This window comes from Chelativorans sp. AA-79 (assembly GCF_029457495.1).
Lineage (GTDB): Bacteria > Pseudomonadota > Alphaproteobacteria > Rhizobiales > Rhizobiaceae > Chelativorans.
Window position 1 is genome coordinate 90896 of record NZ_CP120363.1, and the last position, 21793, is coordinate 112688.

Genomic DNA, 21793 nt, shown 5'->3' on the forward strand with positions numbered 1-21793 from the left:
GCCGGTTCCAACTATGTTTACGCCGAGCCACTTCCACTATCGTCGCCAGGCGTTCAAGCGCCGGTCGTCAGGCCGATGATAACCCAGCCAGCCGGCGACATTGATGGTCACCAGAATTCAGTTTCCACCGAACAAGCTCCCCGAAGAGACGGTAAAGCTCCGTCTGGAGCTGCGCGCCTTCCTTATGGAGGAGCGGCGTTCCGGGGCATTGCCGCCGCCGGACTATGTCGGCATGCGCGTCTCGCATGACTTCACCAGGAGGCTCGGCGAACGCGGCTTCATCGGGCTGACATGGCCGAAGGAATATGGCGGCGGCGGACGCGGCAATCTTGATCGCTATGTCGTCACCGAGGAGCTGCTAGCGGCGGGGGCGCCGGTGCGCCTGCATTGGGTGACCGATCGTCAGACTGGTCCAATCATCATGCGTTTCGGCACCGAGGCGCAGAAGAAGCGCTATCTGCCGGACATCGCGACCGGCAAATGCGTCTTCGCCATCGGATTGAGCGAGCCGGATCTCGGTTCCGACCTCGCCTCCTTACGCACCCGGGCGACGAAGGTCGACGGGGGTTGGCGCATCAATGGCGCCAAGCTGTGGACCAGCAACATCCATCACGCGCAACAGGTGCTGACGCTGGCCCGCACCACCGACTCGCCGGAGAACCGTCACAATGGAATGAGCCAGTTCATCGTGCCGGTGCCGTCGCCGGGCTTGACGATCCGGCCGATCATCAACATCGCCCACGAGCACGACTTCAACGAAGTGCTGTTCGACGATGTGTTCGTGGCGGACGACGCCCTGCTCGGGGTGGTCGACCAGGGCTGGCAACAGGTCGGCACCGAACTGGCCTATGAGCGCAGCGGCCCGGAGCGGTGGCTGAGCGCCTTTCGCCTGCTCGCGCAGCTGACCGAAGAGCTTGGCGGCGAGATCGGCGACGCGACCGCAGCCTCGATGGGCAGGATTTACAGCCACCTGTTGGCTCTGCGGCAGATGTCGCTCTCCGTCGCCGGCATGCTCGAGATCGGCAAGGCGCCCAACCTCGAAGCGGCGGTCGTCAAGGATCTCGGCACCTGCTTCGAGCAGGAGATGGTCAGGGTCGCCCGCGACGTCATCAGCTCCGAGCGGCTCGACCGGCACCGCAAGGACCATCTGCTGGGCGCCCTGCTCGATCACGGCCAACTCTGGACCACCGCCTTCACAATTCGCGGCGGTGCGCGGGAGGTGATGCGCGGAATCATAGCTCGGGGGTTGGGCCTGCGATGAACGACAGCACGAATTCGATCCTCGTCCATTCCGCCGAGCGACTCTTTGCCGACGTCGCCAAAAGCGACACCGCGCCGAAGCTGACCATCAACGGCGAGGTTTCGCCGGACCTGTGGAAATCCGTCGACGAGATGGGATTCTGCGATCTGTTGCGAAATGCCGACAACGGCGGAGCGGAGGCAACGCCCGAGCAACTATTCCAGATCGCGCAACTTGCCGGGCGCTACGCTTTGCCAATGCCGTTGGTTCAGACGATCATCGGCCGTGCCGTGCTCGATCAATGCGGCTTGCCGGCTCCGGAAGGCGCCTTGTCGGTCGCCTTTGCCGGCTTTCCGCAAAGCCCGGCGGGCGAGAGCCCGGAAGGCCGCTACATCGACGTTCCGTGGGCCCGGCCGGACGAACCGGTGGTCCTTGTCTCGTTGGACGACAACGGTGCCACGGTCGAGATCATCGAATTCGCCGGGCAATCGTTCAAGAACATCGCCGGCGAACCGGAAGGCCGGCTGATCCTACCCTCCAATCGCTCCGAGCCAACGGCACGGCTGTCGCCGGAAACTGCCGGCCGCTTCTGGCTCCTCACGTCGCTTGCCCAGGCCTCGCTCATCTCCGGCGCCTTGGAAAAGGTGCTCGAGATGTCGGTCCAGTATGTCTCGGACCGCGTGATCTTCGGCAAGCACATGAAAACCTTCCAGGTCGTGCAGCACCAGACGGCACAGATGGCCGAGGAGGTCTGCGCCGGCACGATCATCACGCATGCCGCGGCACGGTCGTTCGACGAACCGATGGGCGATGTGATGGTGGCGGCCGCGCGGGCCAGACTCGCCGATGCCGTCGAATTCGTCGCCAGCGCCGCCCACCAGTTCCATGGCGCCATGGGTTTCACGCTGGAATTTCCGCTTCAACAGTCGACCAAACGGCTGTGGGCCTGGCGTGACCAGTACGGCACCGCGGTCGAGTGGCGCAAAAAAGTCGGGCGGACCTTCATCGGGCTCGGCTCGGACGAGCTGTGGCCGAAATTGTCAGGCACCGCAAAGAACTGACCGCTCATCTGGATTAACCCCATGCTTCCCTTGTCGGATTTACGCGTTCTCGATTTCACCGCCTTGCTCCCAGGGCCGCTGTGCACGCTGGTGCTGGCTGAGGCCGGCGCCAGCGTGATCAAGGTCGAACGTCCGGGTTCCGGCGAAGCCGGCCGGCAAAGCTATACCGAGGCCTCGAAGGAGCCGGTGGATTTCGCCCTATTGAACAAGGGCAAGAAGAGCGTCGTGCTCGACCTCAAGAGCGACAGCGGCCGCGAGGCCGCCCAGGCTCTGGCGGCGCGCGCCGACGTACTCGTCGAACAGTTCCGGCCGGGCGTGATGGCGCGACTCGGTCTCGGCTACGAGCAGTTGTCAAAGACCAATCCGAGGCTGATCTACTGCTCCATCAGCGGCTTCGGACAGACCGGGCCGCTGGTCAACAAGGTCGGGCACGACCTTAACTACATCGCGCGGACCGGCCTGCTGGGGCTTGCGACCGAGGCGGACGGACGGCCTGCCTACCCGCAGGGCCACTATGCCGACATCGGCGGCGGCACCTACCCGGCCCTTGTCAACATCATGCTGGCCATGCTGCAGCGGGAGAAAACCGGGCGCGGCCAGCATCTCGACATCGCCATGGCCGAGAACACGTTTTTCTGGATGCGGCGCGCCCTATCGCCTGTGCTGCAGGGCATCGCGCCGGACAAGAGCAAGCGCCTGCCGAGCACCGGCGACTCGCCGCGCTACGGTATCTATCTCGCCGCCGACAGTGTCGCCATCTCGGTGGCCCCGCTCGAGGAGCAGTTCTGGAAGCGCTTCTGCGACATTCTCGGCCTGTCGGAGGCCGAACGGCAGGACCGCAAGGAACCGGCCAAGGTCAGGGCGCTCATCCAATCGAAGCTCGCCGAAAAAACCGGCGCCGAATGGGACGCGATCTTTGCAGGCGAAGAGGTTTGCGTCGAGATCGCGCGCGATGCGCGCGATGCCATGGACGATCCCCAATTCGTGGCACGCGGGGTGTTCGAGCGGAAGTTGCGGCTGAGGTCCGGAAAAGAGATTCCGGCTCTGCCGCTTCCCATTCAGAAATCCTTCGTCTCGCCCGAGACCACCACGTATCCAGCGGCCGGCGAGAACGACGGCGAAATCAGTTCCATCTGGCCTTAAGCGGCTCGCTTGAAATGCCCACCAGATCATCGGAGTGACAAATGACCAATGCAGGAACATCGCACGCCGGCGCGACAGCCAAACCGGTGCGGCCGCTGAGCGGGGTCACTGTGCTGGCGATCGAGCACTTCATCGCCGGTCCGCTTGCGACGATGATTCTGGCCGATCTTGGCGCTGACGTGATCAAAGTCGAATTGCCCGAAGGCGATTCATACCGGAACAACCCGCCCGTCTATAACAACGAATACGGCACGACGAGCTACAGCTTCACCCGCGCCAACCGCAACAAGCGCAGCCTGTCGCTCGATTTCCGCACCGACAAGGGCAAGGAATTGCTGCTTGAACTGGTGGGGAAATCGGATGTGCTGGTCGAGAACTTCCGGCCAGGCGTGCTGAGCAAGCTGGGCTTCGGCTGGGATGTACTCCAGGCAACCAATTCGCGGCTGATCTACGCCACCGTTACCGGATTTGGCCATTCCGACGTGCTGCCCAGCCCGATGGGCAATCTGCCGGCCTTCGACATTATCGCCCAGGCGCTGAGCGGCATCATGTGGCGCCCGACCAAGGAGGGACAGCCGCCAACCTACCTCGGCATTCCGCTCGCCGACGAGATATCCGGCGTGATGACGGCGATGGGCGTTCTCGCCGCTCTTAACCTCCGCAACCTGACGGGCCAGGGTACCCGCGTCGACCTGTCGATGTATGACGCCACCGTGATGCTGACGGAATCCGTCATCACCTATTGGAGCCATTTCAAGCAGGAAGGCTCGCGCGGCGCCAGCTCTACGAGTTGCCCCTACGACGTCTTCAAGGCCAAGGACGGCTACTTCGTGCTTGGCGTCGCCGGCGAGCCGATCTGGCAACGCTTTGCCAAGGCGATCGGTCGCGCCGACCTCATCGATCGGCCGGAACTCCGCAGCGGCAAGGATCGCGCCAAGGTTCTGGAAACCGTGGTTCGGCCAATCATCGAGGACTGGGCGTCGGGCCGAACAAAAGCGGAAACCTGCGCGTTCTTTCGCGAGGGCGGAATTCCCGCCGCGCCGGTGCAGAACGTCGGGGATCTTTTCGAATGTCCACACATCGAGGCCCGCAACATGCTGCTCGAACTGGACGACCCGGTCATCGGCAAGATCGCGGTTGCCGGCAATCCGCTCAAATTCTCGGCCGTTCCCGAGGTGGAGCGCAACGCGCCGCCACAGCTTGGCGCCGACAGCACCGACGTGCTGTCGGACATTCTCGGCCTCGACGCCACAACAATCGCCAGCCTGCAGGCGGCCGGCATCGTCAAAATGGCGGAAGGGAAGAAAGTCGGTGCATAAGGCCCGCCAGCCTGGCCCGCTCGCAGGACTCCGGGTCCTCGACGCCAGCGGAGAGGAAGGTGCCTATGCCGGCAAGCTGTTCGCCGATATGGGAGCAGACGTCACGCGGCTCGCACCCTCGCCAACCGCGCCGGGCGCCGCGGACATCTTCCTGAACCTCGGCAAAACGCGCCTGATCGCCGAGCCGGACACCCGAGAAGGGATCGACCTGTTCTGTTCCCGGCTGCGGGAGGTCGATATTGTCATCGAAAGTTTCCGGCCAGGCTTGCTCGAAACATTCGGCCTGAGCCGCGCCGAGCTGATGCGGCAATTGCCAGAGCTGATTTGGGCCAAGATTTCGCCGTTTGGAACCGAGGGCCCTTACAAGGCATTCCGGTCGACAGACCTTACCAACATGGCCCTGGGGGGCATGTTAACGCTGGCCGGCTATCCTGACCGCGAGCCGGTGCTGGCCTATGGCAACCAGTCCCATACGATCGCGTCATTGTACTGCGGAGTTGGCGTCCTCATCGCCTATTACGAGCGGCTGACCTCCGCGAAAGGCCAGTATATCGAGATTCCGATTCAACACGCTGTCGCCACGGCGCTCGAAAACTCCATCCAGTTTCACGACCTGCAGAAGGTCGTCCGCAAGCGTATCGGTGCCGGCTATGCGGAAGCCGCGTCCGGGCTTTTCAACTGCCGCGACGGCTCCGTATTCCTGATGGCGGGGCGGCTGAGTACGGTTCGGGGTTGGAAGGCCCTGGTCGAGTGGCTGATCGAGGCCGGCGCTCCAGGGTCGGAAGAGCTTGCGAAACCGGCCTGGCAGGACCCGGCGTGGAAGGCGACCCCCGAGGCCACAAAACGCTTCGAGACGATCTTCACCGAATTCGCCCAGGATAAGCTCAAGCAGGACTTGTATATCGAGGCGCAACGGCGCGGCATTGCAATGTGCCCGGTGAACGACGTCGACGGCGCGCTGAACGATCCCCAGCTGATCGAGAGGGAGTTTTTCCAGGAAGTGCGGATCGGGCCGGACGGGGCGCCGATGTTGCTGCCAGGCCCGCCCTATCGCCTGTCCCGCACTCCAGCATCGCTGGCGACCAAAGTGCCTGAGTTCAACAATGACGCATGACCTTCCCCTGCATGGCGTTCGCATCATCGACTTTACCTGGGTCGGCGCCGGGCCGCTGACGACGCGCATCCTGGCTGATTTCGGCGCCGAGGTGATCAAGATCGAATCGAGGTCCCGGCCGGATGTTCTGCGGATAACGCCGCCTCTGGCGGCAAGCGGTGTCCAGTACGAGCGCTCAGGCTATTTCGCCGCGAGGAATGCCAACAAGAAGAGCGTCGCGCTCGATATGAGCGTTGCCGCCGGCCGGGATCTGGCGCGGCGGCTAATCGCCGACGCCGACGTGATCGCCAACAGCTTCGCGCCGGGCGTCATGGCCCGCTGGGGGCTTGGCTATGAAGATGTGGCGGAGATCAAGCCGGACATCGTCTACCTCGAAATGCCGATGCTCGGCTCGGAAGGCCCGTACAAGAACTTCACCGGGTTTGGCGCAACTTTGATGGCGGTGTCCGGTTTGCTCAACCTGTGTGGCTATCCCGACCGTCCTCCCGTCGGCACCGGCACGAATTATCCGGACCATGTACCCAACCCCATGCATGCGGCCTTCGCGGTGCTGGCGGCACTCATCCACAGACGCGCGACCGGCGAAGGTCAGAAGATCGAGGTTTCGCAACTGGAATCCACGATCAACGTCATTGGTAGCGCATTTGTCCGAAACGGCCACGAGGAGCCGGTTTCGCGCAGCGGAAACCTGTCCCGCCGCTTCAGTCCGCATGGCGTCTATCCGTGTGAGGGCGACGATCAATGGGTGGCGGTGGCGGTCGAGGGTGAAACCCAGTGGCAAACCTTCTGCGAGGTTGTCGGCCAACCCCGGCTCACCTCCGACCCGAGATTTTCATCGCATGATCTGCGGGTGGCCAATGCCGAGGTCCTCGACAGCATCATCGCCGTCTGGACGACGAAATCCAGCAGCAAGTCTGTCATGCACCTCCTTCAGGCAAAGGGCATCGCGGCCGGCGTCGTCAACGATGCGGCGACGCTCGTCGAAGGCGATCCCAACATCGCCGCGTTGGAATGTTTCAAGGTGCTGCCGCACTCCGAAATGGGGCCGTCGCGCTACTTGAGGGCACCGATCCGGATGAGCCGGACGCCCGCCCGGCTGGAACGTTCGGCGCCTCTGCTGGGCGAGCACAGCTTCGATGTCTGTCGCGACTTGCTTGCGATGACTAACGAAGAGATCGATGCGGCAACCGCCGCCGGCGCGTTCGGATGACGATCAGCCCTGACCGGCTATATGACCCGGCCAGGCGAGACCTACATGAGAGGCCGACCGGCCGCCAACCCGCTACCACCCAATCTAGTTAGGTCGGCGGCGGGCGCGCGCTGCCAGACCGGCGTCGGGCCGATCGCCGCTTTCAGAAAATCCAGAAAAGCGCGAACCCGATGGGAACCGTGCGGATTACGGGCGTAGGTCGCGTAAACCTTCGGACCCTTGTGGATGTAAGCCGGCATGATAGGTAACAGATTCCCTGCGGTCATGGCTTCCCGGACAGAGAAATCGGGCAGGTAAGCGACGCCGGCGCCGGCGATCGCCAGATCTCGCGTCGCCTGCATATCGTTGGTCATCACGGTATTCGACGGCTTCACGACCTGGTCGATGCCGTCGACGCTCAATATCCACTTCCTAACCAGCCCGGTCTGCGGCTGAATGTAGGTGAGGCAGCGGTGACGCTCCAAATCCTCGGGAAAGCGTATCTCCGGGGAGGATTCCAGATATTTCCGCGACGCATAGAGCCCGTAATAAACGCTACAGAATTTGCGCGCGATCAAGCTGCTGTCCCTCGGCACGCCGAACCGCACGGCGACGTCGATGTTCTCGGTGATGAGATCGAGATGACGGCCATCCAGCAGCACCTCAACGTTGAGATCAGGATATTGCGCGAGGAAATCCGGCAGCGCGGCAAGGATTACCAACCTGCCAAAGCCCGGCGTCGACTGAATTTTCAGATTGCCCCTGACGCTTTTCTTTTCCGCCAGAAGAGAATCTTCGAGTTGTTCGAACTGGCGAACGATGTCGGCGCAACGCGAAGCATAGACCTGGCCTTCGTCGGTCAGGCTCACGCTGCGCGTGGTCCGGTTGACCAGCTTCATGCCCAGACGTTCCTCAAGCCGCGATATCGAGCGGCTGACGCCAGAGGCCGTCATTCCGAGCATGGCGCCGACGGCGGTGAAATTGGGCTGCTCGGCCAGGCAGGCAAGCACCCAGGTCGAGCCGAAATTCTGTAGCGGTCGTCTGATTCTCGACACAGGTTCCTCCCTTGCCGCGAGAGCCGGAACAGTTAGGACTCCAGCTCACATAAGGAAACTGTCTGGCAATGTTGACCATGAGTCAACATTGCCAGTTGCGCCGATCGCCCAAAATATGTTCTATCGCGGCGGATGGGACTTCGCTCTCTCGGCAACCAGACTCAAGCTTTGCTCTTGCCGGGGGCGGAGGGATAGACCGCCTTTTTCTTCTCGCGCACACCGCGCACGCCGGCTTGGGCGTCGCCCGAAAAGAACGCCATCTTCTCCAGCGCCAGCGAGTAATCGAAGGATGCCAGCCCGCCGAGGCGAAGCCACTGGTTGAGCGAACGCTTGGTCATGCCCAGCGCGAATTGCGGACCGGTAGCGAAACGTTCGGCCAGCTCGAGCGCTTTCGGAAGGACATCCTTCTGCGGCACGGCCATGCTGACCAGGCCGATGCGTTCGGCCTCCTTGCCATCGATGAAATCGCCGGTGAGCAGGTAGTATTTCGATTTTGCCATGCCGCACAGCAGCGGCCAGATCATCGGCGCGTGATCGCCCGCCACGACACCAAGCCTTATATGCCCGTCGCCAAGCTTGGCCGTTTCCGACACAACGGAAATGTCCGACATCAGCGCCACCGCGAGACCGGCGCCGACAGCGGTGCCGTTGATCGCCGCGATGATGATCTTGTCGCAATTCACCATGTTGTAGACGAGGTCGCGCGGTTCCCAGCTGATAGCCTCCTTGAACCGCTCTTCTGCCGGCAGCGACATGCGATGCTCGAGCATGGAGAGATCCCCTCCGGCCGAGAAAGCCTTGTCGCCGGCTCCAGTCACAACGATCGCGCCGACATCCTTGTCACGATCGAGATCCCGCCAGATGTCGCCGAGTTCGATGTGAAGCCGGTGATTGACGGCATTGTAGACCTCGGGCCGGTTTATGGTGACCGTGGCGACGCCGTTGTCGATCGCAACGATCAGATGCTCGTAACTGCTGTAATCCATAACTTGGTCTGCTTCCGCTTCAGTTGATCGGGACGGGCTTTTCGCCGGAATGGTCATACCAACCCTGCCCGGTCTTGCGGCCGAGCATGCCCGCCGCGACGCGCGCGGTCAGGCTCTGCGGCGGCGCGAACCGCTCGCCATAGGCTTCACGCAGCGATTTCGCGCCGTTGTAGGCGACGTCGAGACCGTTGTAGTCGTTGAGCTCGAATGGTCCCATCGGATGGTTGAAGCCGAGGCGCATGGCACGGTCGATGTCCTCGATCGAGGCGACCCCCTCCTCATACATGCGCAGGCATTCCAGCCGCAGAGCCGTGGCGGCGCGCGTGGTGATGAAGCCGACCGTGTCGCGCTTGCAAACCGCGGCTTCCTTGCCCAGCCTGGTCACCAAGCCGAGCACGGTTTCCAGCGCGCGGTCGGAGGTCTTCACACCGCGGATCACTTCGACCAGCCGCATCAGCACGGGCGGATTGAAGAAATGTACGCCGATCACGTCCTCGGGCCGGCTCGCCGCCGACGCGATATTGGTGATGCTGAGCTGCGACGTGTTGGTCGCCAGGATGGTGCCAGGCTGGGTTTCCCGCGACAGCATTTCGAAAACGCTTTTCTTGATGTCGAGCACCTCCGGAACGGCCTCGATGACCATGTCGACCTCGTTGCCGATGTCGGCGAAACTGGTCACGGGACGGATGCTCCGATGCGTTGAATCGGCAACCTCCTGCGTCATCTTTCCGGACTTGACGAAGCGCGCGAGGCTGTCCTTTATCCGGCCCAGTGCCCTGTCCAGGGCGACCTGATCAACCTCGACGAGTGAGACTTCGTAGCCAGCGGCCGCGCAAATCTGCGCGATACCGTTTCCCATCGTCCCGCCGCCAAGAACGGCAATCTTCTTGAGCTCGCTCATCTCAGCCACCCTGTTTGCTGCGTTTGAAATCCGGCTTGCGCTTCTCCAGGAAAGCGCCGACGCCCTCGACATGATCGGCGCTGCCGAACAGATTGCTGAACGCCAGCCGCTCGATCTTCAGCGCGGTAGGCAGCGGGACGTCCTGTCCGGCATTGATCGCGACCTTGGCCATCTGCAGCGGGAAGCTCGCTGCGCGGGCGAGACGGTCGGCAAAAGCTTGCGTCTCGGCCACTAGCTGGGTTTTCTCGACCACCTTGTTGACGAGGCCATAGGCCAGCGCCTGCTCGGCAGGAACCGTTTCTCCCAGAAAGATGATCTCCTTGGCGCGCGACGTGCCGATCAACCGCGCAAGTCGTTGCGTGCCGCCGGCACCGGGCATGACGCCGATGCGGGTCTCCGGCAGTCCGATCACCGCGTCGGGAGAAACGATCCGGAAGTCGCAGCACAACGCCAATTCGCAGCCGCCGCCGAGCGCCAGCCCGGCAATCATCGCGATGGTCGGCCGCGGAAAGCTCTCGATCGAATCCCAGAGATAGCGCTGCCATTCGTAGCGCCGAAACATCTCCTCTGGCGTCGCTCCCTGCAACTGCGTGATGTCGCCACCTGCCGCGAACACGTCGAGCCCGCCGCTGAAGACGAGAACGCGAACCGTCTCGTCGGACGATAGACGCCTCACTGCTTCATGGATGCTGGAAAGCAAATCTATGCTCAGCGCATTGCGCTTCTCCGGCCGGTTGAGGGCCAGGGTGACCACCCCATCCCGATGCTCCTCCAACAATTCCACAGTCATCTCACCTCACAAGGCAACAAAAATTCCGATGGCGAGCCAACCTGCCCGATCACGCGGCTGGTGTAGCAGAGGCATTTTTGCCAGACAGCTTCGATTTGTTGACTCCACGGCACATCTAAATTGTGTGCATGGAGTTTCTAGGCTCGGCTTCGATCCACTAGGGTGGCATGGCAGCCGCAACGGAGTTCCGATGGCGAGGCAGATCGTCGTTAAATCGGTGTTGTATCCGGTGCTTGCCGCGGCTTTCCTGGCGCAACTCGCGCTGCCGCTCGCACGGGTTGCAACCACCTACAAGGTGATTGATCTCGATCTGTCCGCCGCCTACGTCGGCTTGATCTCGGCTACTTATGCGCTCCTGCCGGCAATGCTGGCGATCCCACTGGGGCGGTTCTACGACCGCGGAGATATCCGCATCGCCATGCTGACCGGCGCGACGATCGTGCCGCCGGCCTTGCTGGCTCTGCTCCACGAACCAGCGTCCGTCACATCGCTGGTGATCGGCACGGTTCTGCTGGGGGTCGCTCAGGGCATCCTGATCTCCATACTTCAGCTGTTGGCGATCAAGGCATCAGGACTTCATCATCGCGACCGATCGATTGGCCGGCTGATGATCTGCTTGGGCATCGGCGGCGCGGCGGGGCCGCTTTCCATCACTGTCATCGCCTATTTTTCGCTTCCGCTCGGCAACGGCATCCTCGTCGTGTGTCTGGTTGCTGCGGCGATGCTGTGGGTCGCGTTGTTCGCGGCGGCACGCGCGTCGGTGCGCATGCATCGGCAGGAGAAGCCGCAGGTGCCGATGCGGGAACTCGCCCGCGTACCCAAGCTGCTGCCGCTGGTGCTGCTCGGCAGCGCGTTTGTCACCACCCAGGATCTGCTGCTGGTGTTCATCCCCGTGCTGGGCGTCGAGCGCGGCATCGATGCGGGCGCGATTGGACTGATGCTCAGCTTGCAGTCGGCGGCTTCCATCCTTTCGCGCGTATGCTTCGGATGGCTGGTGGCCCGCCTCGGACGCGTGGCTCTGCTGCTGGGGGCGACGGTTGGAGCGGCAGTCTCGGTTGGCGGACTGGCGGTTCCGACATCCGTATACGTTACCGCGTTCTGCCTCGCCTGCGCCGGCATATCGCTGTCTCTCGCTCTGGCTTGCTCCATCGCGCTGGTGGTTCAGGTCGCACCGCCCGCCGCGCGAGCCACGGCGCTGTCGATGCGGTATGCGGCAAACCGGCTCACCCAGTTCGCCATCCCGCTGGGTGCCGGCCTGATTGCCTCATCGGTTGGCGTGGCAGGCATCTTCCTGGCGCTCGGCCTTATGCTCACCGGATCTGCCGTCGGGCTTTCTCATGTGCTGGCCGGCTTCCGTCACAAGCGTTGATTCCGCTTTAGCCGCCGCCGCATGACAGTCCGGCGAAACGGCCGCATCGCGGCCGCGGAGATGCATACAAGCCGTCCCTTCAGGATGCCTTGGGCAACGTCTTGTTGCGAAGCCGCTCGACACGCTCGCGATGTTCCGGCGTCTCGCGCAGCACGGAGGTGTGCGAGGAGACCATGTCGAGATGGGCCGACAGGGTCATGGACAGGCTTTGATAGAGCGAGCGTTTGTACATCCTGATGGCGGCTTGGGGCTGCTCGGCGATGGTGCGCGCCAGCTTGTATGCAGCCGGTAGCAGTTCTTCGTCAGGCACGACATGCGTGACCATCCCGAGCGCCTTCGCTTCGGCGGATCCCACCACCCGACCGGTCAGGCAGATCTCAAGAGCGTGATCGAGCCCGATCAGCCGGGGAAGATAATAGCCGCCACCATCTCCCGCGATCATGCCGACGTTGATGTAGCTCTCGGCCACATTGGCGGATTCCGCCATATAACGGATGTCGCACATCAACGCCATGTCGAGACCAGCGCCGCGCGCGGCGCCGTTAATCGCCGCGATGATCGGCTTTTCGAAGCGATCGAGCAGCAAAGGAATCTCGTGCACCTGACGCCAAAGGAAATCCTTGCGTGTCAGCGCGTTTTCGGTCGCCCTATCGGCCATTTTGCCGGAGTCGCCGCCCGCGCAGAATGCCTTGCCGGCGCCGGTGAGCACAACGACATGCACCTTGGGATCATCCCTGGCCTCCGCCAATTTTTCGCGCCATTGCGTCAGCATCTCCGGGATGAAAGCGTTGTATTTCTCCGGTCGGTTGAGCGTGAGCGTCGCCACGCCATGCTCGTCGGTCTCGAAAAGAATATATTTCTCGTCGCTCATATGGTCCGCTCCCTGTCTCTAGACATGTTTTGTCAGCCATGTTCCGCGGCAGTCAGCAGCGGCCAAAGCGCTCGGCCGTCGCCAGCGGCAACCATGACGCCGATTTTCGCCGCCCATTCGGATTCTCCGCCAAACTCGTCGCGCCAAGCCCACAGCCGCCGTGTGCTAAGTTGCAGGCGATACTCCCGGGTGAAGCCGATCGCTCCATGAACCTGGTGTGCGATAGCAGCGGCGATGCCGGCCGCTTCGCCGACACGCGTTTTGGCCAGCGCAATCTCGAAATCGCCGCCCGTGGTGGACAGCGCCGCCGTTGCTCCGGCGGCGGAGGCCGCGGCTGACGCCGCCTGCGATGCGAGGACCGCCATCTGCTGCTGGATGGCCTGGAATTTCGCGATCGGCTTGCCGAACTGGACACGATCCTTGGCGTAGCCGACGGCGATGTCCAAAATGCCCTCCAGAGCGCCGCTCATCATGACGCACCTGACCCAGGCACCGAGGGTGAACATACGTGCGCAGGTGAGTCCCGCCCCTGCCCTTCCGACATGGTCATCGGGTATTGCGACATGATCTATATCGAGTTGGTCGCGCGGCTCGTCGGCGAGATTGCAGCCATGGCTGCAGCGGCCGAGACGCGGCAGGAGAATTGTCACCGGCTTGCCATCCATCTCTGCAATGGCGACAACGTTGGTAGCGTGACGCGCCCATGGCACATTGTGAAGCACACCCGTCGCGGTCCACCCGCCATTGCCGCGCTCGAGCTGCAGCCTGTCAGCCGGCGCTGCCGATGAAACTGCAACGAAGCCGGACGCCGGCGGCAGATCGGCCGCGGCCAGGATGAACTCCGCCAGCACTGCTTCTCCGAGTGGCAGCGGCGCCGCCGCCCGGCCTGCCTCGAACAGAAGCGATGCGATGTCGTGAAAATCGAAGCCCAGTCCGCCGCGCCCTTCGCTTAGCGCCACACCGGTAAAGCCGAGCGCGTCCGCCTCATTCCACAACGACGCCGGCCAACCGCCGCCTTCGACCTGTTCGCGGAGGGTTTTCGTGATCTTGTCGGCAAAGAACCGGCGCGCCGTCGCCGAGAGAGCCTCGCTCGCTTCGCTCATCTCAGCCCGATGCCCCTTGCGATGATGCCCCTAAGGATTTCCCGCGTGCCGCCACGGATGCTGTAGGCGGGCGCGTACAAGGTGGAACGGCGCAAGATCCGCTGGAATGTTTCACCGGTGGGCGAGGCCAGCCGCCTGCTTTCGGTCATAACCGCCCGTGCGACTTCCGGGACGGCCTGGTCGAGCTCGGTGCCCATGTCCTTGACCAGCGCGGCAACCGTCGGCAGGTCGGCGCCTTCCCGCACGGAGGCGGCGATCGACAGCGACATGCGGTGAAGGGTCCAGACCTGCGCGACGACACGGCCGATCCTTTCCGCATCGCCTGACGCGATGCCGGCATCGACCTCATCGATCAGCGCTGTCAGCAGGCCAAATGTGCCGAGCCAGCGTTCCGCCCCTGCCCGTTCGTGAGCCAGTTCTCCCGAAACCTGCCCCCAGGCGTCGCCTTCCTCCCCGATCAGCATGGCATCGGGAACGAACACGTCGTCGAATATCACCTCGTTGAAGTCGTGGTCGTTCGCCAGGTTATAGATCGGCCTTACGGTGATCCCTGGAGACGACATATCGAGGACGAACTGCGTCACACCCTTGTGCCGGCTTTCCTTGTCGAAGGGCGAAGTCCGGGCAAACAGGTTCATGTAGTGGGCGCGATGGGCATAACCGCTCCACACTTTCTGACCGGAAACCAGCCAGCCGCCATCGGCCTTGCTGGCTTTCGTCCGGATCGAAGCCAGGTCGGATCCACTGTTGGGCTCGCTCATGCCGATGCAGAAGAAGCATTCGCCCGCGGCGATACGCGGCAGCAGAAGCTCCTTCAGGTACTCGCTTCCCGCCGCGAGCAGTATCGGACCGATCTGTCGGTCCGCCGCCCAATGCGCCCGGACCGGGGCGCCCGCGGCAAGCAATTCCTCGGTGATGACGTAGCGCTCCAGCGCGGAACGTTCTCCTCCGCCATAGCGTTTCGGCCAGGTCATGCCGATCCAGCCCTCGGCCGCGACCTTGCGGCTGAAATCCGGATTGAACGAGTCCCAGGTTTCTGGGGTGCGATGGAACGTCTCGGTTTCGACGAAATCCCGCACCTGGCGGCGAAGAGCGGAACCCCCTTTCAGAACTTCGATGTCGATGTGGTCCAGCATTCGTATATTCTCCGCGACGCTTGGTGTTTCCGCGGATGCATCGGTTGACGAACCTTAGCGTTCCGGCCGGCGCGAACCACCGATCAAGCATCAAAGCAGTTGTGACTCCGGGACAGCATTCCCGATCGCGGGCCTGTCACCCCGCTTCGTCGGCGAAGATTTCCTTGCGGTTCCTGCGCAGGGCCGGCAGCATGACCATGACCACCAGTCCAACGGCCAGCAACAGGAAGCCCAGCGATATCGGTGACGTCACGAAGACTGAATAATCGCCATTCGCCAGCACCAGAGCCCGCCTGAAGTACTCTTCCATCGAAGGTCCGAGCACGAAGGCAAGGATCAGCGGCGCCGGTTCGCAATTGAGCTTGCGGAAGATATAGCCCAAAGCGCCGGCGCCGGCTGCGAGATAGATATCGAACGTGGTCAGATTGGTCGAATAGATGCCAACGCAGCAGAACAGAAGAATGGCGGGAAACAGCACCCGGTAGGGAATCCTCAGGATCTTGATCCACAGCCCGACCAGCGGCAGGTTGAACAGAATCAGCATCAAATTGCCCAGCCACATCGAAGCAACCAGCCCCCAGAAAAGTTCTGGATTCTTGGTGATGACCGATGGGCCTGGCTGGATGTTGTGCATCACCATGGCACCCAGCATCAGGGCCATGGTGGCGCTGCCCGGGACACCCAGTGTGAGCGTTGGAATGAAAGCGGTTTGAGCGGCTGCGTTGTTCGCCGACTCGGGCGCTGCCACGCCCTCGATCGCGCCATGGCCCAGTTCGTTGGCATAATGCGATGCCTTCTTCTCGATGGCGTAGGCGAAGAAGGATGCCATGGTGATGCCGGCGCCAGGCAGGATGCCGAGCAAGGTGCCAATGCCGGTGCCTCGCAGGATCGCCGGCATCATCCGGCGGAAATCGGTGCGCGTCGGCATGACGTTGGTCAGCTTGCCGGTAAAGGTCTCGCGGTTCTCCTTCTCCTCAAGACTGGCGACGATCTCGCCAAATGCGAACAGACCCACGGCCAGGATGATGAAATTCACACCTTCCCAGAGGTGCGGTTGGCCAAAGGTGAACCGAAGCACGCCGGAATTCACATCCGCGCCGACGAGCCCGAGAGCCAGGCCGACCAGAACCATTCCCGTGGATTTGATGAAGGAGCCGCTCGACAAGGATACGGCGCCGATCAAGCCGACGACCATGAGCGAGAAATACTCCGCGCCGCCGAATTTGAAAGCGAGGTTCGACAGCGGCGTGGCGAACGCGGCCAGAACCAGAGTCCCGACGCAGCCGGCGAAGAACGAGCCGATCGCGGCGGTGGCGATGGCCACGCCGGCGCGGCCTTGCCGGGCCATCTGGTAACCGTCGATCACCGTAACGACCGAGCTCGATTCTCCGGGGAGATTGGCCAGGATCGCGGTGGTGGACCCGCCATAAGCGGCACCATAGTAGATCCCGGCGAGCAGGATCAGCGCCGCTAGCGGATCGAGGCCATAGGTGAACGGCAACAACATCGAGATCGTCGCCAGCGGACCGAGTCCCGGCAGTACGCCGATCAGGGTGCCGAGCAGGCATCCTGCAAAAGCGAAGAACAGATTCTGGATTGAAACAGCGGCTGAAAAACCCAGGGCGAGATTGCTGAACAGATCCATCTCGGTGCCAATCAGTTTGTCATGAAAGGGGGCCAGATCTCGAGCTGCACGCCGAGACCGACCACGAACACCAGGATGGTGAAGACGATGAGAAAAGCCGTGTTCGCCAAAGTCGCCCGCCAGTTGAATTCGTGGCTGGCGAAACTTGAGACGATAACCAGCGCGGCGACGGCGGCGACCAATCCCAGGTAATCCAGCGCGACGGAGAAAAGGACGATCGAGAGCGTGATTATGCCGAGGCTGCGAAGATCGAACCTGGCGATCTTGTTGGTGTCCTTCCCATCCTTCCTCAACAAGGCCTTGACGATCAGGATCGACCCGACGAATGCTAGGAGGCAGCCGACAAGAAATGGGAAATAGCCGGGCCCCATTTCGGCCGAGGTGCCCATACGATAGCTGGTCGAGAGGTATGCCATCGGCACGCCAAGGGCGGCGAACATCAAGCCCGCCCCGAGATCCTTCTCGTTCTTGATCATCAAAGTTTTTCCTCACCTCTTTTTATAGTTGACCAACAGGAATGGTCTGCGCCTTGCTTCATAAGCACGGATCCGTGATCCAACAGATACGATTTCGATCCAACAGATACGATTTCGCCTTGGTCGACCCCCCTGCTGTCCAGGCGAATGCGGATGCTGACAGCGGTGCGTGACGACGAGACTACCGCATGGCAGCCGCGGTCTGTTTCCGTCCCGGATATCAGCGGGAAAACTCTCGGCTCCCATCCCAAGCCGCGGAACTATCCGATGGCGAGTCTCAGGCGGCAACACCATATTCGTGATTCAAAGTCATCACAGAATTGTTCTGGAGCAAGCTCATGACTGGACCCGGCACGATCCTGCGCGAATCGAATAATGGCTCAAGTCAAGTTCCCGTGTAGGTGGGCTGGCGCTTCTCCGAAAACGCCAGGACCGCTTCGCGATGATCCTTTGTTTGAAACGCCTGCATCTGGTTTCTGATTTCGATTTGAACGATTTCCGCCAAGGTCGAGCTGTGAGAGGCGGCTAGGTTCTTCTTGATGTAGCCGTAGGCGACGCTCGGTCCCTGTGCGAGACGTTTCGCCAACTGCAATCCCTTGTCCAGCAGCTCGACATCGTCGCAGACGTCGTTGACCAGGCCGAACTCCTTGGCTCTCGGTGCGTCGATCGGGTCACCCAGGATCATCATCTCCTTAGCCCTAGCGCTGCCCACCAATTTGGTCAGAGTCCACGACACGCCGAAGTCGCCAGACAGCCCGATCTTGGCGAAGGCCGTTCCGAACTTCGCGGATTTCGCGGCCAGCCGGAAGTCGCATGCCAACGCCAGACCAAGACCGGCTCCGAAGCACGCGCCATTGACCAGAGCGATGAACACCTTGGGGCTTTCCTGAATCCGTACCGAGACCTGATGCTTCTGCAGCATCACCTCGGCGCGAACCTCCATCGATTCCTCGATCTTCGAGCCCATTTTCTTGACGTTCCCGCCGGAACAAAATCCCCGGCCGGCACCAGTGAGCACGACCACTCTGACGGTGCTGTCGGCGGCGGTCCGGTTCACCATGTCGAGCAGGCGGAACTGCATGTCTTCCGACAACGAATTCAGCGTGCCGGGATCGTTCAGTGTTATCGTGGCTATGCCATCGGCTTTGTCGAGAAGGATATCGCTCACGTCTAACCCCTGCTGGTCGGCGCATCTCGACCGATCGGCCGTGCTGAATGGATACTGCCCGAGCATGACGAGCCACTCTTCGCGTCATGCCCGGGCACTGGTTGCAACGTCAGTTGAGCGTGATGCCCTGAGTTTCAGCCACCTTCTTCCACTTGGCCAATTCGGTATCAAAGAACTCCTTGAACTGCACCGGCGTCCAATCTGGATGCGTCGCCTGCTGCTTCTTCAGGTAGTCGATGCCCTCGGGCGAGGCCATCAGCTTGTTGATGTCGGCATTCAGCTTGGTGGCGATGTCATCAGGCGTCGCGGCGGGAACGAACGTCGCCCACCACAGGCCGACTTCGGCGTCGATGCCGCTTTCGGCAAGCGTCGGAACATCCGGGAACGCTTCCAGCCGGCTGCGGCCCATGACGGCCAGAGGCCGGACCTGGCCGGAATCGAGGAAGGCCTGTGCCGTCGTGACCGTCGCGACATAGAGATCCGCCCGGCCGGCGACAACGTCGATGACCGCCTCGGAGCCGCCCTTGTAGTGGACGCTCTTCATCTTCATGCCGGTGGCCCCAGCGATCAATTCATTGGCGAAATGGGTGCTTGTTCCAGGCCCGCTGGTCGTCGCCAGTATCTCTCGTGTCTTTCCCTCTTCGACGAACTCCGCGATCGTCTTGGCCTTGACGCTCGGCCCGACGACCAGAACGAACTGGGTATCGGAAATCATCGCGACCGGCTTTAGATCCTTGCCCGGATCGAAGGGGAGATCGGTTCTGAGCGCCGGTAGCATGGTGAATGTCGTGCCATGGACCAGAATGGTGTAGCCGTCAGGAGCAGCCTGCGCGGCGTGGCCGGCGCCGATCATCGAGCCGCCGCCCGTGATATTCTCCACGGTAACCGACTGGCCCCACATCTGGCCCAGGCCATCGGCGATGAACCGTGCCGAGATGTCGCCCGATCCGCCCGGCGCATAGGGCGAAACAACGCGTACCGGCTTCGTCGGATATTCCTGCGCCGCAGCCAATCCCGTCGACACAAGGATTGCCGCGAGCGTGATCACTATCTTTTTCATTGTCATCTCCTCACATCGGCTCAGTGCGCCCGCCCCGACAAGAGGCGGTCAGCTGCCGATTTTCTCCCAGATTTCGGCGGATGTGCCCACGCCTTCCGCTTTTGAAGCTAGCAGGCAGTTTTTACAATCGCACCGGCTCGTTCACGCCACGAAGTCACAACTGTTTTTTGACTCGTCACGCCACCGCCGTCGACGGTTTATTTCAGCATTATGGCGCGTGCCTCCACCACCTTCTTCCACTGCGCCATTTCGCTCAGGATGTAGTCTCCGCTCTGTTGCGGCGAGTAAGCCGGATGGGTCGCCTGCTGCTTTTCCAGGAAGGTACTTCCCTCAGGCGTCGTCATCACCGTATGAATATCGGCATTGATCTTGTCGACGATCTCGGCCGGCGTCCCTTTCGCGACCAGCGCGACCCACCACAAAATCTCTTCGGCATCGATGCCGCTCTCATGGAAAGTCGGCACGTCCGGAAGGAAGTCCAATCGCTTGGTCCCCAGCGTTGCAAGCGGCTTCAATTCGCCGCTTTCTATGAACGATCGCGCACTGGTCACCGAGGCGACGGATACATCCGCCCTGCCCGCCGCGACGTCCAGGATCGACTCCGCGCCCCCTTTGTAGAACACCACGGTGAGCGGGACGCCCGTCGCCGACGCGACCAGTTCCGCCCCCATATGGGTGCTCGAACCTGGGCCGGAGGCCGCGGCGAACATCTCCCGGGTTTTGGCCTCCGCGATAAAATCCTGCAACGTCTTGGCTTTCACGCGCGGGCCGGCAACCAGCATGAACTGCGCCTCGGATATGATCGTTACCGCCGTGAGGTCCTTTTCGGAATCGAAGGGCAGATCGCTGCGCAGCGCCGGCATCATCGCGTAGGTCGGCGCATGCAATAGCAGAGTATAACCGTCGGCCGGCAACTGGGTGACATGGGCGGTGCCGATCGCGCCACCGCCACCGGGTATGTTCTCGACCACGGTGGACTGGCCCCACAGGTCGCTCAGCTTTTCGGCGATGAAACGCCCGGTGACGTCGCCCGAGCCGCCCGGAGCATAGGGAACCACGATCTTGACCGGCTTGGTTGGAAACTCCTGCGACCACGCCAAAGGAGTCGGCAGCAATGCGACGGCGACGGCAAGCAATAATGCCTTCATTTTCTCCTCCATTTATCCGTCTTGTTCGGGCTTCTCGCTTATTCGGCCTTGATGTTGTTTTCCTTGGCGAGCGTCTTCCATTGCACCAGTTCGTTCTTCACGATCTCGGCAAATTCCGGCTGGCTCGGCGAACGCACGGTCGCCTGCTGTTTCGCCATGAAGGCCTTGGCTTCATCTGTCGCCATGACCTTCGCCATGTCGGCGTTCAGTTGCTGAACGATCGCGTCCGGCGTGCCGGCGGGCGTGAAAGTCCCCCACCAAAGGCCTGACATCGGGATGTCCACGCCCTGCTCGGCGAAGGTCGGGACGTCGGGAAGCGATGCGATCCGGTCCTTACCCATCGCTGCGATCGCATGCAGCTTGCCGCCTTCCAGATTGGGCAGAACGGTCGGCAGCGAGTTGACCGCGACGTCGGCGCGCCCGCCGATCATGTCGATGGCGGAGTCGGCGCCGCTTTTGTAGTGGACCAGCTTGAGATCGAGACCCGTCGCGCTTCTGAACAGTTCGCCGGCAAAATGGGTGCCGGTGCCGATACCGGAGGTAGCGAGGAACATCTCGCGTGTCTTTGCTTCGTCCTTGAGCTCGGCGAGGGTGCGGGCCTTGACGTTGGATCCGACGATCAGGACGTATTGGCTGTCGCCAACCATGCCAACCGGCACCAGATCCTTTTCGGCATCGAACGGCAAGTCGTCCCTGATCGCGGGCGTGATCGCATAGGACGAAGCTGTGAACAGCAAGGTGTAGCCATCAGCCGCAGCTTGTGCGACGTGCGCGGTGCCGACCGCCGACCCGGCCCCGGCCCGGTTGTCGACAACCACGGATGTACCCCAAAGTTTGCCGAGCCCTTCCGCGAGGAAGCGTCCAAGAATGTCGACCGAGTTTCCGGGCGTGAACGGCACGACGATCGTTACTGGCTTCGTCGGATAGTTTTGGGCGACAGTACTTCCTGTCATAGCCAGGACTGCGATGCAGGCCGCCAGAATCTTCTTCATTATTATCTCCTCCGTGTCATTCGACCT

The 21793-nt window shown here is 62.1% G+C and carries 20 protein-coding genes; 7 read left to right on the forward strand and 13 right to left on the reverse strand.

Annotation, left to right across the window (positions count from 1 at the left end; genetic code table 11):
* Positions 1-103 precede the first annotated feature (103 nt).
* Genes PVE73_RS27575 through PVE73_RS27600 form a run of 6 tightly spaced genes read left to right on the forward strand, consistent with a single transcriptional unit; the run spans position 104 to position 7087 of the window.
* Positions 104-1261, forward strand: coding sequence for an acyl-CoA dehydrogenase family protein (locus PVE73_RS27575; RefSeq protein ID WP_277367941.1), 1158 nt, complete (start codon positions 104-106; stop codon positions 1259-1261).
* Complete coding sequence (locus PVE73_RS27580) at positions 1258-2301, forward strand: acyl-CoA dehydrogenase family protein (RefSeq protein ID WP_277367942.1); 1044 nt, start codon at positions 1258-1260, stop codon at positions 2299-2301. The genes PVE73_RS27575 and PVE73_RS27580 overlap by 4 nt, the downstream gene beginning before the upstream one ends.
* Before the next feature lie 21 nt (positions 2302-2322).
* Positions 2323-3444, forward strand: a complete 1122-nt coding sequence (locus tag PVE73_RS27585) for a CoA transferase (RefSeq protein ID WP_277367943.1) — start codon at positions 2323-2325, stop codon at positions 3442-3444.
* A gap of 41 nt (positions 3445-3485) precedes the next feature.
* Positions 3486-4763, forward strand: coding sequence for a CoA transferase (locus tag PVE73_RS27590; protein WP_277367944.1), 1278 nt, complete (start codon positions 3486-3488; stop codon positions 4761-4763).
* The gene (locus tag PVE73_RS27595) at positions 4756-5877 is read left to right on the forward strand and encodes a CoA transferase (protein ID WP_277367945.1); all 1122 of its coding nucleotides are present in this window, start codon (positions 4756-4758) and stop codon (positions 5875-5877) included. Before PVE73_RS27590 ends, PVE73_RS27595 begins: the two co-directional genes overlap by 8 nt.
* The gene (locus PVE73_RS27600) at positions 5867-7087 is read left to right on the forward strand and encodes a CoA transferase (RefSeq protein ID WP_277367946.1); all 1221 of its coding nucleotides are present in this window, start codon (positions 5867-5869) and stop codon (positions 7085-7087) included. Before PVE73_RS27595 ends, PVE73_RS27600 begins: the two co-directional genes overlap by 11 nt.
* Before the next feature lie 41 nt (positions 7088-7128).
* Here PVE73_RS27600 and PVE73_RS27605 read toward each other — a convergent pair whose 3' ends face one another.
* From PVE73_RS27605 to PVE73_RS27620, 4 genes are all read right to left on the reverse strand, one after another.
* On the reverse strand, positions 7129-8121 hold the full coding sequence (locus tag PVE73_RS27605; protein ID WP_277367947.1) for a LysR family transcriptional regulator: 993 nt from the start codon (positions 8119-8121) through the stop codon (positions 7129-7131).
* Positions 8122-8282: 161 nt separating this feature from the next.
* Positions 8283-9107, reverse strand: a complete 825-nt coding sequence (locus tag PVE73_RS27610) for an enoyl-CoA hydratase/isomerase family protein (RefSeq protein ID WP_277367948.1) — start codon at positions 9105-9107, stop codon at positions 8283-8285.
* Between the two features lie 19 nt (positions 9108-9126).
* The gene (locus tag PVE73_RS27615) at positions 9127-10008 is read right to left on the reverse strand and encodes a 3-hydroxyacyl-CoA dehydrogenase family protein (protein WP_277367949.1); all 882 of its coding nucleotides are present in this window, start codon (positions 10006-10008) and stop codon (positions 9127-9129) included.
* Position 10009: 1 nt separating this feature from the next.
* Positions 10010-10798: an enoyl-CoA hydratase-related protein gene (locus tag PVE73_RS27620; RefSeq protein WP_277367950.1), complete on the reverse strand. Its 789-nt coding sequence runs from the start codon at positions 10796-10798 to the stop codon at positions 10010-10012.
* 28 nt (positions 10799-10826) lie between these two features.
* Between PVE73_RS27620 and PVE73_RS27625 the strand changes: the two genes are divergently transcribed.
* On the forward strand, positions 10827-12167 hold the full coding sequence (locus PVE73_RS27625; protein ID WP_277367951.1) for an MFS transporter: 1341 nt from the start codon (positions 10827-10829) through the stop codon (positions 12165-12167).
* Between the two features lie 79 nt (positions 12168-12246).
* On the opposite strand, the gene PVE73_RS27630 is transcribed toward PVE73_RS27625, so the two are convergent.
* The 9 genes from PVE73_RS27630 to PVE73_RS27670 form a co-directional block, all read right to left on the reverse strand.
* A complete protein-coding gene (locus PVE73_RS27630; protein ID WP_277367952.1) occupies positions 12247-13038 on the reverse strand; it encodes an enoyl-CoA hydratase-related protein in 792 nt (263 codons plus the stop codon).
* Positions 13039-13070: 32 nt separating this feature from the next.
* Positions 13071-14141 carry an acyl-CoA dehydrogenase family protein gene (locus PVE73_RS27635; RefSeq protein WP_277367953.1) on the reverse strand — a complete coding sequence of 357 codons (1071 nt, stop codon included), beginning with the start codon at positions 14139-14141 and terminating at the stop codon, positions 13071-13073.
* Positions 14138-15277, reverse strand: a complete 1140-nt coding sequence (locus PVE73_RS27640) for an acyl-CoA dehydrogenase family protein (RefSeq protein WP_277367954.1) — start codon at positions 15275-15277, stop codon at positions 14138-14140. The genes PVE73_RS27635 and PVE73_RS27640 overlap by 4 nt, the downstream gene beginning before the upstream one ends.
* Positions 15278-15413: 136 nt before the next feature.
* On the reverse strand, positions 15414-16922 hold the full coding sequence (locus tag PVE73_RS27645) for a tripartite tricarboxylate transporter permease (RefSeq protein WP_277367955.1): 1509 nt from the start codon (positions 16920-16922) through the stop codon (positions 15414-15416).
* A gap of 11 nt (positions 16923-16933) precedes the next feature.
* The gene (locus tag PVE73_RS27650) at positions 16934-17398 is read right to left on the reverse strand and encodes a tripartite tricarboxylate transporter TctB family protein (RefSeq protein ID WP_277367956.1); all 465 of its coding nucleotides are present in this window, start codon (positions 17396-17398) and stop codon (positions 16934-16936) included.
* A gap of 385 nt (positions 17399-17783) precedes the next feature.
* A complete protein-coding gene (locus PVE73_RS27655) occupies positions 17784-18566 on the reverse strand; it encodes an enoyl-CoA hydratase (RefSeq protein ID WP_277367957.1) in 783 nt (260 codons plus the stop codon).
* Between the two features lie 109 nt (positions 18567-18675).
* Positions 18676-19626 carry a tripartite tricarboxylate transporter substrate binding protein gene (locus PVE73_RS27660; RefSeq protein WP_277367958.1) on the reverse strand — a complete coding sequence of 317 codons (951 nt, stop codon included), beginning with the start codon at positions 19624-19626 and terminating at the stop codon, positions 18676-18678.
* 197 nt (positions 19627-19823) lie between these two features.
* Positions 19824-20786 (reverse strand): tripartite tricarboxylate transporter substrate-binding protein, encoded by a 963-nt coding sequence (locus tag PVE73_RS27665; RefSeq protein WP_277367783.1) that lies wholly within the window; start codon positions 20784-20786, stop codon positions 19824-19826.
* Positions 20787-20812: 26 nt separating this feature from the next.
* On the reverse strand, positions 20813-21766 hold the full coding sequence (locus PVE73_RS27670; protein ID WP_277367784.1) for a tripartite tricarboxylate transporter substrate binding protein: 954 nt from the start codon (positions 21764-21766) through the stop codon (positions 20813-20815).
* Positions 21767-21793: the final 27 nt, after the last annotated feature.